Annotated in this window: 16 protein-coding genes; 13 read left to right on the top strand and 3 right to left on the bottom strand. The window is 35.5% G+C overall.

The features are described 5' to 3' along the window. The first annotated feature begins 220 nt into the window (after positions 1-220). The 3 genes from rlmD (at position 221) to ACNQGN_RS00425 (ending at position 3,075) form a co-directional block, all read left to right on the top strand. A complete protein-coding gene (gene rlmD / locus ACNQGN_RS00435) occupies positions 221-1,633 on the top strand; it encodes a 23S rRNA (uracil(1939)-C(5))-methyltransferase RlmD (RefSeq protein ID WP_417985901.1) in 1,413 nt (470 codons plus the stop codon). A gap of 82 nt (positions 1,634-1,715) precedes the next feature. After that, positions 1,716-2,255 (top strand): DUF6452 family protein, encoded by a 540-nt coding sequence (locus tag ACNQGN_RS00430; protein ID WP_417985900.1) that lies wholly within the window; start codon positions 1,716-1,718, stop codon positions 2,253-2,255. Between the two features lie 10 nt (positions 2,256-2,265). Further along, positions 2,266-3,075: a DUF6048 family protein gene (locus tag ACNQGN_RS00425; RefSeq protein ID WP_417985899.1), complete on the top strand. Its 810-nt coding sequence runs from the start codon at positions 2,266-2,268 to the stop codon at positions 3,073-3,075. A gap of 84 nt (positions 3,076-3,159) precedes the next feature. Here the strand turns inward: ACNQGN_RS00425 and ACNQGN_RS00420 are convergent, their stop codons facing one another. After that, a complete protein-coding gene (locus ACNQGN_RS00420) occupies positions 3,160-3,396 on the bottom strand; it encodes a hypothetical protein (protein ID WP_417985898.1) in 237 nt (78 codons plus the stop codon). A gap of 48 nt (positions 3,397-3,444) precedes the next feature. Beyond that, on the bottom strand, positions 3,445-4,635 hold the full coding sequence (locus tag ACNQGN_RS00415; protein WP_417985897.1) for a THUMP domain-containing class I SAM-dependent RNA methyltransferase: 1,191 nt from the start codon (positions 4,633-4,635) through the stop codon (positions 3,445-3,447). A gap of 69 nt (positions 4,636-4,704) precedes the next feature. Between ACNQGN_RS00415 and ACNQGN_RS00410 the strand changes: the two genes are divergently transcribed. From ACNQGN_RS00410 to ACNQGN_RS00365, 10 genes are all read left to right on the top strand, one after another. Further along, on the top strand, positions 4,705-5,469 hold the full coding sequence (locus ACNQGN_RS00410) for a class I SAM-dependent methyltransferase (protein WP_417985896.1): 765 nt from the start codon (positions 4,705-4,707) through the stop codon (positions 5,467-5,469). An 81-nt stretch (positions 5,470-5,550) separates the two neighbouring features. After that, the gene (locus tag ACNQGN_RS00405; RefSeq protein ID WP_417985895.1) at positions 5,551-6,219 is read left to right on the top strand and encodes a ZIP family metal transporter; all 669 of its coding nucleotides are present in this window, start codon (positions 5,551-5,553) and stop codon (positions 6,217-6,219) included. Positions 6,220-6,370: 151 nt separating this feature from the next. Further along, positions 6,371-7,189 (top strand): N-acetylmuramic acid 6-phosphate etherase, encoded by an 819-nt coding sequence (murQ, locus tag ACNQGN_RS00400; RefSeq protein ID WP_417985894.1) that lies wholly within the window; start codon positions 6,371-6,373, stop codon positions 7,187-7,189. A gap of 34 nt (positions 7,190-7,223) precedes the next feature. Further along, positions 7,224-7,445, top strand: a complete 222-nt coding sequence (locus ACNQGN_RS00395) for a DUF6095 family protein (protein WP_417985893.1) — start codon at positions 7,224-7,226, stop codon at positions 7,443-7,445. Continuing rightward, positions 7,445-8,017 (top strand): pentapeptide repeat-containing protein, encoded by a 573-nt coding sequence (locus ACNQGN_RS00390; protein WP_417985892.1) that lies wholly within the window; start codon positions 7,445-7,447, stop codon positions 8,015-8,017. Before ACNQGN_RS00395 ends, ACNQGN_RS00390 begins: the two co-directional genes overlap by 1 nt. Before the next feature lie 2 nt (positions 8,018-8,019). Further along, the gene (locus tag ACNQGN_RS00385; protein ID WP_417985891.1) at positions 8,020-8,595 is read left to right on the top strand and encodes a DUF1572 family protein; all 576 of its coding nucleotides are present in this window, start codon (positions 8,020-8,022) and stop codon (positions 8,593-8,595) included. Positions 8,596-8,725: 130 nt separating this feature from the next. Then, the gene (locus tag ACNQGN_RS00380; protein WP_417985890.1) at positions 8,726-9,100 is read left to right on the top strand and encodes a DNA topoisomerase IV; all 375 of its coding nucleotides are present in this window, start codon (positions 8,726-8,728) and stop codon (positions 9,098-9,100) included. A 42-nt stretch (positions 9,101-9,142) separates the two neighbouring features. Beyond that, the gene (locus ACNQGN_RS00375) at positions 9,143-9,913 is read left to right on the top strand and encodes a TerC family protein (RefSeq protein WP_417985889.1); all 771 of its coding nucleotides are present in this window, start codon (positions 9,143-9,145) and stop codon (positions 9,911-9,913) included. A gap of 165 nt (positions 9,914-10,078) precedes the next feature. Next, positions 10,079-11,998: a DUF294 nucleotidyltransferase-like domain-containing protein gene (locus ACNQGN_RS00370; RefSeq protein ID WP_417985888.1), complete on the top strand. Its 1,920-nt coding sequence runs from the start codon at positions 10,079-10,081 to the stop codon at positions 11,996-11,998. A gap of 2 nt (positions 11,999-12,000) precedes the next feature. Further along, on the top strand, positions 12,001-12,660 hold the full coding sequence (locus ACNQGN_RS00365; protein ID WP_417985887.1) for a 3'-5' exonuclease: 660 nt from the start codon (positions 12,001-12,003) through the stop codon (positions 12,658-12,660). A gap of 353 nt (positions 12,661-13,013) precedes the next feature. Here ACNQGN_RS00365 and ACNQGN_RS00360 read toward each other — a convergent pair whose 3' ends face one another. Next, positions 13,014-15,704, bottom strand: coding sequence for a DNA gyrase/topoisomerase IV subunit A (locus ACNQGN_RS00360; protein ID WP_417985886.1), 2,691 nt, complete (start codon positions 15,702-15,704; stop codon positions 13,014-13,016). Positions 15,705-15,826: the final 122 nt, after the last annotated feature.

The following is a 15,826-nucleotide window of genomic DNA, read 5'->3' as shown; positions in this document are numbered from 1 at the left end:
GATTCGAAAAAACACAATTCCATTTACAGGTTCGTCAGCCGTTCCTATAACCGAGGCGAGTCAAAGCCCCTTTACAGAAGTAGTGTTGCAGCTTGCGGAAAAACATAGAAGGGTCGGGATTTAAGTGGAAAGCGGGAATTGGCTTAAATAAAAATGCTGCCTTTTCAAAAATATTTCCCAATTTGATTTATAAAACCATTCAAAGGCTTATTTTTGCGCTATGGCAAAGAAAAATACAGACAAAGTTGTCTTTCATCAAATAAAAGTCCTTGATGCAGGTGCAAAAGGCGTATCGGTAGCAAAGGCACCCGACGGAAAAGTAGTTTTTATCCCGAATGTGGTCCCAGGTGATGTGGTTGATGTGCAGACTTTCAAGAAGCGTAAGGCTTATTACGAGGGAAAAGCAGTTCATTTTCATGAATATTCGGAGCATCGTGTAGAACCTATTTGTGAGCACTTTGGTGTTTGCGGTGGTTGTAAATGGCAGAATATGAAATACAGCCAACAGTTGTATTACAAGCAAAATGAGGTGAAAAATCACTTGCAACGCATTGGAAAAATAGAACTTCCTGAATTTGAAGCAATCTTAGGTTCAGAAAAACAGTTTTTTTACAGAAACAAAATGGAGTTTTCATTTTCGAACAGCCGTTGGTTAACCGAAGCAGAAATTGACAGTACTGAAGATTTAGGAAACAGAAACGCACTTGGTTTTCACATTCCGAAAATGTGGGACAAAATCCTTGACATTAACAAATGTCATTTGCAGGAAGACCCATCGAATGCGATAAGGAACGAAGTGAGAGCTTTTGCTAACGAGCATGGCTTGACTTTCTTTAACCCAAGAGCGCATGAAGGATTGCTTAGAACTTTAATGTTACGTACAGCTTCAACAGGTGAAATAATGGTTTTGATTCAGTTTTTCGAAAATGACAAAACCAATAGAGAATTACTTTTGGATCATATTTATGACAAATTCCCTCAAATTACTTCGCTTCAATATGTAGTGAACAACAAAGCCAACGATACTTTATACGACACCGATATTAAATTATACAAGGGAAGAGATTACATTTTGGAAGAAATGGAAGGTTTAAAATTCAGCATTAATGCAAAATCTTTTTATCAAACCAACTCCGACCAAGCGTATGAATTGTATAAAATAACGCGCGATTTTGCCGGATTAACCGGAAATGAAATCGTCTATGATTTATATACAGGAACAGGAACGATAGCTCAGTTTGTTTCGAAAAAAGCAAAAAAAGTAATTGGTGTAGAAAGTGTCCCTGAAGCAATTAAAGATGCTAAACTGAATGCAGAACGCAATGAAATTACCAATTGTGAGTTCTTTGTAGGAGATATGAAAGTCGTGTTTAACGATAGTTTCATCGCTCAACACGGCCACCCTGATGTAATTATCACCGATCCGCCAAGAGATGGGATGCACAAAGATGTAATTGAACAAATCATGAAAATTGCTCCTGAAAAAGTAGTTTATGTAAGCTGTAATTCCGCTACACAAGCGCGTGATTTAGCCTTAATGGACGAGAAATATAAAGTAACTCGTGTGCGTCCTGTAGATATGTTTCCGCAAACGCATCACGTTGAAAATGTTGTGCTTTTGGAAAGAAGATAGAGAGATTTCAGAATCCAGTTGGACCCTGATTTCTTTTGCGCAAATTGTCTATAGCATAGGTTTACACAAAAACAAAATGTAAATGAAAAAAATAATTTTCTTAGTATTCGCTTTAGCGTTATCTTTCTCAAGTTGTGAGAAAGATGATATTTGCGATGCAAATACGCCTACCACGCCCCGACTGGTAATTACCTTCTATGATATTGAGAATCCTGCGGTTTTGAAAAGCGTAACGAATCTTAAAGTAGTCGGAGCCGGAATGACTGACGGGATTATTTTTAATGCGGCTGCGACAGATGACTCAAAGTACCTGATCAGCGGAAGTGAAATTTCTATCCCACTAAAAACAAACGAAGATACCACTAGTTATAGCTTTACATTAAATTCCGGAAATGCTAATCCAATATTTGTAAACGAAGACAATATAAAGTTCGATTATACCAGGAATAACGTATTTGTATCAAGAGCCTGCGGTTTTAAGACCCTTTTTATGTTAAACACTTCAAATCCTTACACACACACAGACGCAGCGGTTCCTGATGAAAAATGGATCGAATATATCTCGGTTGAAAAAAGTAATATAGATAACGAAAATGACACACACATTAAAATATTTTTTTAGTTTTTGCCTCATGTTGTCTCTATTTTTGGCACAAGCACAAGAAACTACACCAACCAAGAGTACTACACAACCAACCAAAACAAACAGTGTAATTCCTCAAACTCCTGATCCCTTAAGAACAGTTGATTTAACAGAAAAGGAGAAGGATTCTACTATTCCAGTTCCTGTTAAAACAGAGCGTTACGGTTTTCGCGTAGGTGTAGATTTATACAAATTGACTCGTGCCTTATATGACAAAGATTATAAAGGCCTAGAGTTAGTAGGTGACTATCGCTTGACAAAGAAATATTTTTTAGCAGCAGAAGTCGGAAATGAAAATAAAACAACGGATGACGACCGATTGAATACTACAACAAAAGGTTCTTATTTAAAAGTCGGTTTTGATTACAATGGGTATGAAAACTGGCTGGATATGGAAAACATCATTTCAATAGGTTTGCGATACGGTGTGAGTACTTTTAACCAACAGTTAAACACTTACAAAATTTACAATGCCAATCCGTATTTTGGTGAAGTACCTGTAATTACATCTGGTGCTAAATATAACGGTTTAACCGCTAGTTGGATCGAAGTTGTTGCCGGAGTAAAAGCCAAAGTTTTCAATAATATATTTATGGGCTTCAGTCTTCGGTTGAACCGATTAGTAACCAATAAAGAACCCGAAAATTTCAAAAATTTATATATCCCTGGATTTAACAGAACCTACGATGGAGATTTTGGAGTAGGATTTAATTACACTGTCACCTATTTTATACCTTTTTACAAGAAGAAAATTACCCCTAAGAAAGTTGCCCCTAAGAAAGAAGATATTAAAAAGTAATTATGGATTTTGAATAAAAAAATATCGCAAAGAGAAGAACGACTCTCTTTGCGATATTTTTTTTTTAATCTTGTGCTATAAGAACTATCCTATTTCCTTTATTTCTTTTATAAAAATCCATTTCATAAATAACTTTTCGCCATCTTTCGTCTTCACCGCCTGAAATTTAGGTGATAAGAGCGTACCTACTGCAAAAGCGGTTAACGGAACCCAATAACCGGTTAAATTGGTATATTGATCCACTAAAAATCGGAATGATGTAAATAATATTGCAAAACAACCGAGTTGGAAAAGAAATGCTCGTACTTGTAATTTGGTCATACTAAATTATGATTTTTATATTAATCTGATGCTATTATTAGGGTATTACTAACTGATATCTGAAATCTGATCTCCGCTTTCTGATACTTGAAACTTTGTTCTTTTGCTTCCTTCATACATTTCGTATTTTACCAAACGTGCTTCCAGACCAGCGTTGAAAAGTTTAATTTTTCTCGAAGGTTTTAGCCCGACATATTTTAAGGCTTCAAGATTGGCCGTTATAAGCCAAGCATTTGTTCCCGGATAATTTTTCTTCAGCGTATCCCCAATGCTTTTGTAGAATTCTTCCATGTGAATATCCAAACGCTCATCGTATGGTGGATTAAACACCATATGCAATTTTCCTTCTGATGTTTTTTCCGTATCAAAAAAGTTTTTCTCCTCGATAGTTACGTACTCATCAAGATTAGCATTTTTGATATTGTCTTTGGCTTTTTGAACTGCACTTGGTGCTTTATCATAGCCTTTTATGGTGTAATGAAATTCACGAATACGTTTCAATAAACTATCTGAAATATTATCAAACAAATCATTGTCCCAATCGTTCCATTTTTCGAAAGCAAATTCTTTACGGTTAATGTTTGCTGGAATATTACAAGCAATCATAGCGGCTTCGGCTAGAAATGTTCCCGAACCACACATCGGGTCCAAGAAATCACCCTGACCATCCCAACCGGAAAGCAATAGAATTCCTGCAGCCAACACCTCATTTATAGGAGCAATATTGGTCGCGGTTCTATACCCACGTTGGTTCAATGAATTTCCAGAAGTATCCAGTGCCACCGAAACCTGGTCTTTATCGATGTGAATGTTAATTCGTAAATCGGGATGTACTTTATCAATACTTGGACGCTGACCCGTTCTTTCTCTAAACTGATCTACAATCGCATCTTTACATTTCTGAGAAACAAATTCCGAGTGATTAAAGTATTCCGAATGTACTGTTGTATCAATCACAAAAGTCTGATTAGCATTCAGTAATTTAGACCAGTTCACTCCCGAAATCCCTTTGTATAGCGCTTGCTCATTATTTGCCTTGAAAAAATAAATAGGTTTCAGGATTTTTAAAGCCGTACGCAACGCAATATTCGCTTTATACATAAAGCCTTTATCTCCTTTAAAACTCACCATTCTCACACCTTGCTCGACGTTTTGTGCGCCCAGCATTTGCAATTCTTTAGCTAATATTTCTTCAAAACCGAAAAAGGTTTTGGCAACCATTTTAAAATTATTTTCCATTGTAAAATCAAGTATTCGTTGCAAAAATACACTAAATTTGCATCAATCGAATTAATTGAAAAAGAATAAATGTCTGTAGCACAAAATCCACCAACTGAAAATCAACTAAAATCACCATCAAACTGGTATACCTCTTGGTTTGACACTCCGTATTATCACATTCTTTACAAAGACCGAAACTATAGAGAAGCCCAGGTTTTTATGGATAATCTTACACATTATCTCAATCTTCCTGAAAAAGCAAAAGTATTGGATTTAGCTTGTGGCAAAGGCCGTCATTCTATTTATTTGAATCAATTAGGATTTAATGTCATAGGTGCTGATTTGTCAGAAAACAGTATTGTTGAAGCCAGTAAAAACAGTAATGAAACCCTTCATTTTAAAGTGCACGATATGCGTGAACCTTTTGAAGAGAAATTTGATGCTATTTTTAATTTATTCACCAGCTTTGGCTATTTCGAAAATGACGAAGACAATTTAACTACTCTAAAAGCTATCAAAGAAAGCCTTTCTGAATATGGTTTTGCCGTTATTGACTTCATGAATGTCAACAAAGTCATCGAAACACTGGTTCCTGAAGAAACAAAAACAGTAGAAGGAATCGATTTTCATATCAAACGTTATGTAGCCGATGGCCATATATACAAAGAAATTGATTTTGAAGACAAAGGGCAAAAATTTCACTTTACCGAAAAAGTAAAAGCGCTAACCCTTAAAGATTTTGAAGAATTAATGGAAGAAGCGGGAATTTACCTGTTGGATATTTTCGGCGATTACAAATTGAAAAAATTCCACAAAACAGATAGTGAACGACTAATCATGATTTTTAAATAGGTCAGATAGGTTACTATTGATTAATTGACAAACCATCTCAACAACTTAACGGTTAAACAGATAAACGATTCAACGAATAATATGAATTACCTTTTACCACTACTTTCCGTACTCATAGGATATATCGTCGCATTGGTTTTAAGACCAAAAAACAAAACCAACCTAAAGTTACTGTTAGCCTTTAGCGGCTCTTTTTTACTCTCCCTGACGGTAATGCACCTATTACCGGAAGTGTACGAAAGCACCAATCCTAACATCGGAATCTTTATCATGTTGGGAATCTTATTCCAAATCATTTTGGAGTTTTTCTCAAAAGGAGCAGAACACGGACACGTTCACGGACATGAAATAATGACGCATATTCCGTGGTTACTGTTCATTAGCCTTTGTATCCACGCCTTTCTGGAAGGATTTCCCGTAAGCCATCACCATGATTTAGCCGTGGGAATTGCCATCCATCACTTACCCATCGCTATTATTTTGACCACTTTTTTCATCAATGCAAGTCTGAATAAAAAAGCAATATTTTTCTTTATGGCAACCTTTGCAATCATGACCCCGCTGGGAACATTTTTGTCTGATTATATGCCAATATTAAACGTGTATTATACTGAAATCACAGCTGTTGTAATAGGAATACTATTTCATATTTCATCCACCATTATTTTTGAAACAAGCGAAGGGCATAAGTTTAATATCGCCAAAGTTTCGATGATTGTAATCGGAATTGCATTAGCGTATTTTATATAATTTCATTATTTAGTAGTGACTAACTAAAAAAGGAGTGGACTATTCGCAATCTTTTTTTTAAGAAAAATAAAAAGATTTTTGCTGCTAGCCCTCACGCAAAAAAAAACAATGTATGGATAACTCGTGAGCTATCCCTTCAAAAACATAAATTATGGACTTCACTAAAACTACAGAACAATCTTCAAAATACGAGCATTTAGAAAAAATGTCGGTTCAGGAATTACTTTCCAATATCAATCAGGAAGATAAAACTGTTCCATTTGCGGTAGAAAAAGCCTTGCCCCAAATAGAAAGCCTGGTAACTGAAATCGTTGCAAAAATGAAACTAGGTGGCCGATTATTCTACATTGGAGCAGGAACTTCCGGAAGATTGGGAATTCTTGATGCTTCGGAATGCCCACCAACCTTTGGTGTTCCTTTCGATTTAGTGATCGGAATAATCGCAGGAGGTGATACCGCCATTCGCAGAGCCGTAGAAAATGCAGAAGACAACGCGACACAAGCGTGGATTGACTTGAAAGCTTTCAATGTAAATAAGAATGATGTCGTGGTAGGAATAGCTGCCTCAGGAACAACCCCTTATGTTATTGGAGGACTACAAGCTTGTAACGAAAACAGCATAACTACAGGAAGTATTTCCTGTAATGCAGGAAGTCCTCTTTCGCAAACAGCAAAATTACCTATTGAAGTAGTTGTAGGACCAGAATTTGTTACTGGAAGTTCTCGCATGAAAGCAGGAACTGCCCAGAAATTAGTACTTAATATGATTACCACCGCTACTATGATTCAACTAGGAAAAGTAAAAGGTAACAAAATGGTCGACATGCAACTGAGCAATAGCAAACTGGTGGATCGTGGTGTAAAAATGATTATGGAAGAAATCCCTGTTTCCTATGAACAAGGTGCCGAATTACTGAAACAACATGGCAGTGTGAGAAAAGCTGTTGATTATTTTACAGCTAGGAAATAGCAGGTTCTTAAACATTAAACTTTTAAACTAAAGAATGGCAACCAACAAAGAACTATTATCTAAAGGAATCAAATACTTAGCAGGTGCTTTGCCGTTACTTTTTATAGGACCGGCATTCATTTATAATGCTTTCATGAATCAGCAAAATATCTGGCACTATTTGGTCTTAGCAATAGGAATTATTGCTTGTCTTGCTGCTATGTTACTTATATATTTGGGATTACGAACAATTATGAAAAGCTTATTTAACGACTAATGGAAAGCCTAATACACATTCAAAAAACATTTGAAAAAGTCGTTTATATCGACAAAAAAATCAATAACAGAGAATTTGAGGATTGCGTTTTTAAAAACTGTGATTTCTCAAATAGTGATTTTTCCTATAATACTTTCGTGGATTGTGAGTTCATTGGATGCAATTTATCTATGACAAAATTATCAGGAACCAGCTTAAAAGGAGTACAATTTAGAAATTGCAAATTACTGGGTATACTGTTTGACGAATGTGATGATTTCTTGTTTAATGTAAATTTTCAGGAATGTGTTTTGGATTATTCCTCGTTTGCGAATAAAAAAATGCCCAAAACAAAATTTAGCTCCTGCTCACTGAAAGACACTACCTTTGTTGGAGTCAATCTTACGAATTCAGTTTTTGATAACAGTAATTTGGATGGGGCTATTTTTAACAATACCCAATTAGCAGGGGCCGATTTTTCAAAAGCATCTAACTTTAAAATTGATCCTGAATTCAATCCAATGAAAAAAGCCAAGTTTTCTACCCAAGGAATCATTGGACTTCTAGACAAATACGACATTAAAATCCTGTAATTATGGAAACGTCTGTTACCTATCTTGAAAGCGCGAAAAAGCAGTTTTTGTATTATAAGACGCTTGGAGAAAAAGCCATGGAGCAACTAGAATCAGAACAATTTTTTGTCGCTACAAATGCAGACACAAATAGTATTGCCATGATTGTAAAACATCTTTCGGGGAATATGATTTCACGGTGGACGGATTTCCTGACCACCGACGGCGAAAAAGAATGGCGCAACCGCGATTCTGAATTTGAAAATGATTTACAATCTGAAGAAGCCGTTTTAACCGCCTGGAATAATGGCTGGAATTGTTTGTTCCGCGCTTTAAACGAATTAAAGCCAGAACAGCTTTCGCAAATTATATACATTCGAAATGAAGGACATACTGTCTTGGAGGCTATCATCCGACAATTGGCACATTATCCGTATCATGTGGGACAAATCGTGTTTTACGCAAAACAATTGAAAAATAGCGACTGGGAAAGTTTATCGATTCCAAGAAATAAATCCAACAGTTACAATGCGGATAAATTTGCACAAGAAAAAAGCATCAGGAATTTTACAGATGACGAATTAAAACGATTAAAATAACGGTCCCACTTATGCTTCTTTACTTGACTTTTATTTTAATTAGGAGGTCATTTTTTCCGACCAGACCAATAAAAGATATAGTAAAAGCAGAAAACAGCTCCAAAAAAAATAAAAATAAACGCACTAAAAAATGAAAAAAACGATACTGCTCCTCCCACTACTGTTGCTAATGTCATGTTATGATGCGGAGCGCAACTGCAAGGACTTTAAAACCGGAAAATTCAAATTTGAATATGAAGTTGACGGCATCAAGAAAATGACTGTTTTTGAACGTAATGACAGTATCGAAATCGAAACTTTTGAAGGCAAAACAGATACTGCTTCGATCCGATGGGTAAACGATTGTGAGTACATTTTGCAGAAAATACATCCAAAAAATATGGCAGAGGAAAAAGCAATTGGTATGAAAATTTTGACAACCTCGAAAAATTCCTATACCTTTGAATTTGGAATGATTGGTGTCGATGCAAAACAAAGGGGAACAGTTACTAAGATTTCCGACTAAGTACATAAAATCAAAATTAATTATAAATAATACCAAAATAAAATGGAAGTATTTTTAAATCCAGATGCTTGGATTGCCCTGTTGACATTAACATTCTTGGAAATTGTATTAGGGATTGATAATATTATTTTTATATCGATTGCCACAGGGAAATTACCTCCTGAACAACGTAAGAAAGCCACAAAAATAGGAATGTTCCTTGCCATGTTCATGAGAATTGCGCTTTTGTTTGGTATCAATTTATTGATTCAAATGAAAGAACCTTGGTTTCATATTGATTTCAGTTGGTTTTCAGCAGGAATTACTGGTCAAAGTATCATTTTATTACTCGGAGGATTATTTTTAATTTATAAGAGTACAAATGAAATTCGTGAAAAAGTAGATGAGAAAGGACATGAAGAAAAAGAACTAGGCAAAGCAGCCACAAAATCATTTCAAAATGTACTTTTTCAAATTATCATGATTGATTTAGTTTTCTCTTTCGATAGTATTCTTACCGCAGTAGGTATGACAAACGGAGTTGAAGGCGCTTTATACATTATGATTACAGCTGTAATTATATCTGTACTAATAATGATGCAATTTGCTGTTCCTGTCGGAAGTTTTGTAAATAAACATCCTTCTATTCAAATTTTGGGTTTAGCATTTTTGATTTTAATTGGAATGATGTTACTTACGGAAAGTGCACACTTATCGAATGCTTTAATATTTGGAAATCATGTTACACCGGTACCAAAAGGATATCTGTATTTTGCGATATCTTTCTCATTATTAGTGGAAGTATTAAATATGAAAATGAAGAAAAATAAATAAACGAAACTATGTTTTAGATAAAGAAGCTCCTTTTTTTCGGGAGCTTTTTTTTTTATTCCGAAAATATATTCCTCCTTAAATAGGGAAACGCTAAAAAGACCCAAATTTGGTCTTTTTTCTTTTTATTTTATTTTTTATGAATTATCTTAGGCACAAATAAGCATCATGAAAAATACCATCTCCCATAGAGTTGCAGACTTTTTAAAAAACTTCCCCCCTTTTACTTTTTTACAACAAAAAGAGATCGAAATCATTTCCGAACAAATATCCATAATTTACAAAGAAAAGGATAGTGTTGTGTTTTCCGAAAATGAAGAAACGCACTCCTGCTTTTATGTAGTCCATAAAGGAGCAGTAGCACTCAGAACAAATCTGCAAAACGATATTTTGGACATGTGTGATGAAGGAGACATTTTTGGATTGAGACCACTTATTGCAAATGAAAACTATAAGATGGAAGCCAGAACCCATGAAGAAAGTATTCTTTATGCTATCCCCATTACCATTTTTAAACCTTACGCATTAGAAAACAGAGCTGTCGGTAATTTTTTGATAGAAAGCTTTGCATCAAATACACTCAACCCCTATTCCAAAAGTCACAGCGGAAAACTATATGGTGAAACAGCTGGGAGCGAATTTTTGGATAATGACAAAAAGTTACTGGACTTACAACCTGTAAAATATTCTAAAAAATTAGTCACCTGTTCTGCTACAACTACGGTAAAATCCATTGCTGAGACCATGACCAAAAAAAACGTGGGGGCCATTCTCGTTGTAGAGGATATGCTTCCCGTTGGCATCATTACGGATAAAGATCTGAGGAATAAAATTGTAACTGGCGAATTCCCAATCACCACAACAGCTGACTTGATAATGACAGCCCCTGTTATTACGTACCCCAAGAAAATGACTGTTACTCAAGCGCAAATGGCAATGATGAAAAGTAACATCAGCCATTTATGTATTACAAAAGATGGCACCCCAAATTCCAAAGCTGTTGGAATCCTATCCAAACATGATGTTATGGTAGAACTTGGTAATAATCCAGCGGTATTGATAAAGGCAGTAAAAAGAGCTAAAAAATTCAAACAAATAAAGCCAATACGGGCCAGTATAATGCAATTACTACAAGGATATTTAGATCAAAATATCCCCATGACACTGACTTCTAAAATAATAACAGAATTAAATGACGTCTGTATTAAGCAAGTCATAACGATAGCGTTAAAAAAAATGAAGACTCCGCCACCTGTGAAATTTGCATGGTTGGCATTGGGAAGTCAGGGAAGAAGCGAGCAGTTGCTACATACTGATCAGGACAATGCTTTAGTGTATGAAGATGTTCCGGAAGAATTGAAAATAGAGACCAAAAAATATTTTTTAGAATTGGCTACGCATGTCAATAAAGGGCTCTTTGTTATTGGATACGATTATTGTCCGGCAGAAATGATGGCTTCTAATCCAAAATGGTGTTTGAGCCTTGGTGAATGGGAAAGTCTGGTTTACCATTGGATTACCAACCCAGGAAAAAATGAAGTCCTATTGTCTTTTATATTTTTTGATTATAGTCTCTCTTATGGAGACAGTGAACTCGTAAACAAGCTTTCTGAATTTATTTTTGAAAATGTAAAAGCTAATCCTGTCTTTTATATTCATTTAGTAAGCGGCGCGCTACAAAGCCCTTCTCCAACCGGATTCTTCAGACAATTTTTACTGGAACAGGACGGTGCCCACAAAGATTTTTTTGATATAAAAAGACGGGCGCTAATGCCACTAACTGATGCAGCAAGAGTTTTGATTCTCTCTCACTCTGTGAAATCTATTAGTAATACTCCGGAACGTTTTGAAAAATTGGCAGAATTAGAACCCCATAACACAGAGTTGTATTTAGCCTGTTCCTATTCCTATAAAGCATTATTGAAATTCAGAACTAAACAGGGCCTTTTACATAACGATTCCGGACAGTATATTGCTTTGGAAGCGCTTTCTAAATTAGAAAAAATAAAGTTAAAGCGAACTTTTAAAACGATTAAGGAATTGCAGGAACTCATCACTATCCGATTTAATCCTTCAAATATATTATGATGATGAACTTTATAAAAAAAAGCGAGGCTATTCTATTTAAATTTTTGGGCAAATCCGAAACATTATCCGATGACGAACAATCAAATGATATTGACAGGATGCGCTTTGTTGTGTTGGATACAGAAACTACTGGTTTTGATTATATAAATGACCGGATACTTTGTATTGGAGCCATCATTTTGCAAAATGGGATGATTCCTATTCATGACAGTTTTGAAGTTTTTATTCAACAAGAACATTACGATCAAACGAGCGCACAAATACATGGAATCCTAAAAGAATGTGTTATTGACCACCGAAATACTGAATTAGAAGCCCTTCAACAGCTTTTAGAGTTCCTGGGAGACTCCGTTATAATTGCCCACCATACTATATTTGATATCACCATGATCAATAACGCACTGGAGAGAAACGGATTGCCTAAATTAAAAAACAAGACTTTAGACACTGCAGTGCTGTATAAAAAAACATTATTGGTTTCAAATTTATTAGAACGAAAGGAAAACTATAGTTTAGACGAGCTTGCTGATAAATTTGATATCTCTAAAAAGGATAGGCATACTGCAATGGGCGATGCATATATAACGGCAATCGCTTTTTTAAAAATTCTAAATAAATTGAGAGAGAAAAAGCAAATCACTTTAAAGCAGTTATTCAGATAATGGGTAGTTTCAGATAGGATATAACCCCTATATGTCATTTTACTCCTGACGTTTTATTATTTATTTTTTTCAGTTCTTCCGCTACTCTAATTTCTTTATTTGCATTCACGCCAATCTATTTCTCTTCTGAAAAAACATACATTACCATTTATTCAAAACCAAGTGATGCAATTTCAGCCCATTTCTATATCTTTTCGCTCACTTACAGTAGCATTTCATAACAAACGATAAATTGTTTTGGCTTGCGTCATTTCCTGCAAGAAAATAAGCGACTGAGAATAGAATTACTGCTATTCAACAATCGCTTGTCTTAAATTTTCAAAAAATAGTTAGGTATAGACGGCAGCGCTTTTCTATTCTAAACTTAACGTTATTTGACCATCATCGTCAAGTTGAATAGTAGCATCATCTCCATCCGTCTCTCCTTGAACTTCCATTTCTTCGGGAATAATTTCCTCTGGCAATTCATAAGGCAAAGGTTCTAATAGATTTACTTGTTTCAACTTATCAGTTGTCAATTGGTTTCCTAAAGCTTTAAAACCTTTTACTGCAATAAATGATTCAATATCGACCGTCATATTTTCTTTTTGAACTCCTTTTACTTTCGTAAAAACTAATTCTGCCACAGGACGATAATCTGTGGATACGATTTCAAGATTCGAGTTAGGATGTTCCGTAATAAACGCTTCCTCCTTATTTTCGGTTTCTACCAGGAAACGCTTGATATAATAGCGTTCCTTCTCCCCATCATAGTAAATTGCCGAAATTGGTTTCTTCGGAATCCATTTCTCTAAAACGATCATATCTTCATCAAAATGTGTTGACAATTCTGGTGTAATTACTTTTACTTTTCCAGATTGCGATAAGACCAAAATCTTATCATTCGGTCTGAATTCGCCCAGTAATTCACCTCTGGCATCAACGTTTAATCGTTGAACCGTATCGTCAAACCAAACTTTTCGGGGCAATAAAGTCGAAATTCCTTTCTCCTTTAATTCAATTTTTTTAATTGGGTATTTGGTAACCAAATTCCCTTTAGAAGCCCTTCCTTTTATTGCTAAACTGGCAAAATCAATATCGAATTTTAACTTTTTGACACTTCCTACCTGACGCAATAATATGGTAATCACTTCCGCTTCCCCATTTGGATTACAGGAGAAATACAACACTTGAGAACCTGCAGTCTCATTGGTTAAATCATAAGGTTTGTCCCGGGTTACTCCGGAAACATTAAAACGTTTAATATAGGAAGGTCCGGATTTTCCGTCCCGGTAAATCATATTGTAAATGGTACGCTTATCGCTTTTGTCAAAAATAGCAATGTGAATAATGTCTTTCCCAACAAAGGTTTTGGCATCTACCTTGGTAATCATCATTTTTCCATCACGCAGAAAGACAATTACATCATCAATGTCAGAACAATCTGTAACATACTCGTCTTTTTTCAAACTCGTTCCTACAAAACCCTCTTCTCTATTTACATATAGCTTCGTGTTTCTTAAAACCACTTTGGTTGCCTCGATATCATCAAAAATACGAAGTTCTGTTTGGCGTTCCCGCCCCTTTCCGTACTTCTCTTTTAAGCGGGTAAAATAAGCAATCGCAAAATCAATCAGATGTTCCAAATTTTGTTTTACCTGCTCTATGTCTCCTTCCAGCGATTCAATTTTGTCCTGCGCTTTGTTACTGTCAAATTTTGAAATACGCATGATTCGGATATCCAGTAAACGTAGAATATCGTCTTCGGTAACCGCTCGTTTTAAATGTTGAATATGTGGTTTCAAACCATCATCCACTGATTTTATAACGCCTTCTCTTGTGGTTTGTTCTTCAATGTCGCGATAGATTTTATTCTCGATAAAGATTCGTTCCAAAGAAAGAAAATGCCACTGTTCCTCGAGTTCACTCAACTGAATTTCGAGTTCGCTTTTAAGCAATTGGACGGTTCTGTTGGTCGAAATTTTCAACATTGCAGAAACTCCAATAAATAAAGGTTTATTATCTTCAATCACACAACCTAATGGAGCCACCGAAGTTTCGCAAGCCGTGAAAGCAAACAAAGCATCAATGGTTTTATCTGGAGAAACACCCGGAAAAAGGTGAATTAATATCTCTACCTCGGCAGCTGTATTATCCTCAATTTTCTTGATTTTGATCTTTCCTTTTTCATTTGCTTTAAGAATACTATCAATCAAAGTAGTCGTATTCGTCGAAAACGGAATTTGGGTAATCACCAAAGTATTTTTGTCAAGCTGACCAATTTTAGCACGAACACGAATACGTCCTCCGCGCAATCCATCATTGTAATTTGACACATCAGCAATACCTTGTGTCATAAAATCAGGATAAAGCGTAAAAGGTTTTCCTTTTAATATTTTAATCGAAGAATCAATTAATTCGTTGAAATTATGAGGCAACACTTTCGTGGAAAGACCTACTGCAATACCTTCGGCTCCTTGTGCCAAAAGTAGCGGAAACTTCACCGGAAGATTGTTCGGTTCTGCTCGCCTTCCATCATAAGAAACACCCCAATCGGTGATTTTTGGACTATAAATAACCTCTAAAGCGAATTTAGACAAACGCGCTTCAATATAACGAGAAGCTGCAGCACCATCACCTGTTAGAATATTTCCCCAGTTTCCCTGACAGTCAATTAATAATTCTTTTTGTCCAATTTGTACCATTGCATCACCAATACTCTGGTCTCCGTGAGGATGATACTGCATGGTATGTCCGACAACGTTGGCAACTTTATTATAACGACCATCATCTAATTCTTTCAAAGAGTGCATTATACGACGTTGCACTGGTTTAAAACCATCTTCAATCGCAGGAACAGCACGTTCCAGAATTACATAGGAAGCATAATCCAGAAACCAGTCCTTATACATTCCCGTAACTTTGGTAATAGTATCGTTTGCGTCTTCTTGATTATCGTAAAAATGCTGACCTTCAGATGGTTTTCCCTCATATTGATTTTCATCAGTTGAATTATCCCCTTCTTGACCTTCTGGAATTGTATTTTCGTCTTCTTCGTCTTTCATTAAATATATTCTATTGAATAATAATCAATTATAATTTTGTTCTAGACATTCTAAAAAGAATATTTTTCTTTACAGAGATGTTCATTCCTGGTAATTTTATTTCCATTTTTATCCACCTCTTT

The sequence above is a fragment of the Flavobacterium rhamnosi genome, assembly GCF_048286515.1.
GTDB lineage: Bacteria > Bacteroidota > Bacteroidia > Flavobacteriales > Flavobacteriaceae > Flavobacterium.
The sequence above is the reverse complement of the archived record's forward strand: the minus strand, read 5'-3'. Positions and strand labels throughout refer to the sequence as shown.

Coding starts and splice junctions, on each gene's coding strand:
- rlmD (WP_417985901.1), top strand. CDS start 221: ATGGCAAAGAAAAATACAGACAAAGTTGTCTTTCATCAAATAAAAGTC.
- ACNQGN_RS00430 (WP_417985900.1), top strand. CDS start 1,716: ATGAAAAAAATAATTTTCTTAGTATTCGCTTTAGCGTTATCTTTCTCA.
- ACNQGN_RS00425 (WP_417985899.1), top strand. CDS start 2,266: ATGTTGTCTCTATTTTTGGCACAAGCACAAGAAACTACACCAACCAAG.
- ACNQGN_RS00420 (WP_417985898.1), bottom strand. CDS start 3,396: ATGACCAAATTACAAGTACGAGCATTTCTTTTCCAACTCGGTTGTTTT.
- ACNQGN_RS00415 (WP_417985897.1), bottom strand. CDS start 4,635: ATGGAAAATAATTTTAAAATGGTTGCCAAAACCTTTTTCGGTTTTGAA.
- ACNQGN_RS00410 (WP_417985896.1), top strand. CDS start 4,705: ATGTCTGTAGCACAAAATCCACCAACTGAAAATCAACTAAAATCACCA.
- ACNQGN_RS00405 (WP_417985895.1), top strand. CDS start 5,551: ATGAATTACCTTTTACCACTACTTTCCGTACTCATAGGATATATCGTC.
- murQ (WP_417985894.1), top strand. CDS start 6,371: ATGGACTTCACTAAAACTACAGAACAATCTTCAAAATACGAGCATTTA.
- ACNQGN_RS00395 (WP_417985893.1), top strand. CDS start 7,224: ATGGCAACCAACAAAGAACTATTATCTAAAGGAATCAAATACTTAGCA.
- ACNQGN_RS00390 (WP_417985892.1), top strand. CDS start 7,445: ATGGAAAGCCTAATACACATTCAAAAAACATTTGAAAAAGTCGTTTAT.
- ACNQGN_RS00385 (WP_417985891.1), top strand. CDS start 8,020: ATGGAAACGTCTGTTACCTATCTTGAAAGCGCGAAAAAGCAGTTTTTG.
- ACNQGN_RS00380 (WP_417985890.1), top strand. CDS start 8,726: ATGAAAAAAACGATACTGCTCCTCCCACTACTGTTGCTAATGTCATGT.
- ACNQGN_RS00375 (WP_417985889.1), top strand. CDS start 9,143: ATGGAAGTATTTTTAAATCCAGATGCTTGGATTGCCCTGTTGACATTA.
- ACNQGN_RS00370 (WP_417985888.1), top strand. CDS start 10,079: ATGAAAAATACCATCTCCCATAGAGTTGCAGACTTTTTAAAAAACTTC.
- ACNQGN_RS00365 (WP_417985887.1), top strand. CDS start 12,001: ATGAACTTTATAAAAAAAAGCGAGGCTATTCTATTTAAATTTTTGGGC.
- ACNQGN_RS00360 (WP_417985886.1), bottom strand. CDS start 15,704: ATGAAAGACGAAGAAGACGAAAATACAATTCCAGAAGGTCAAGAAGGG.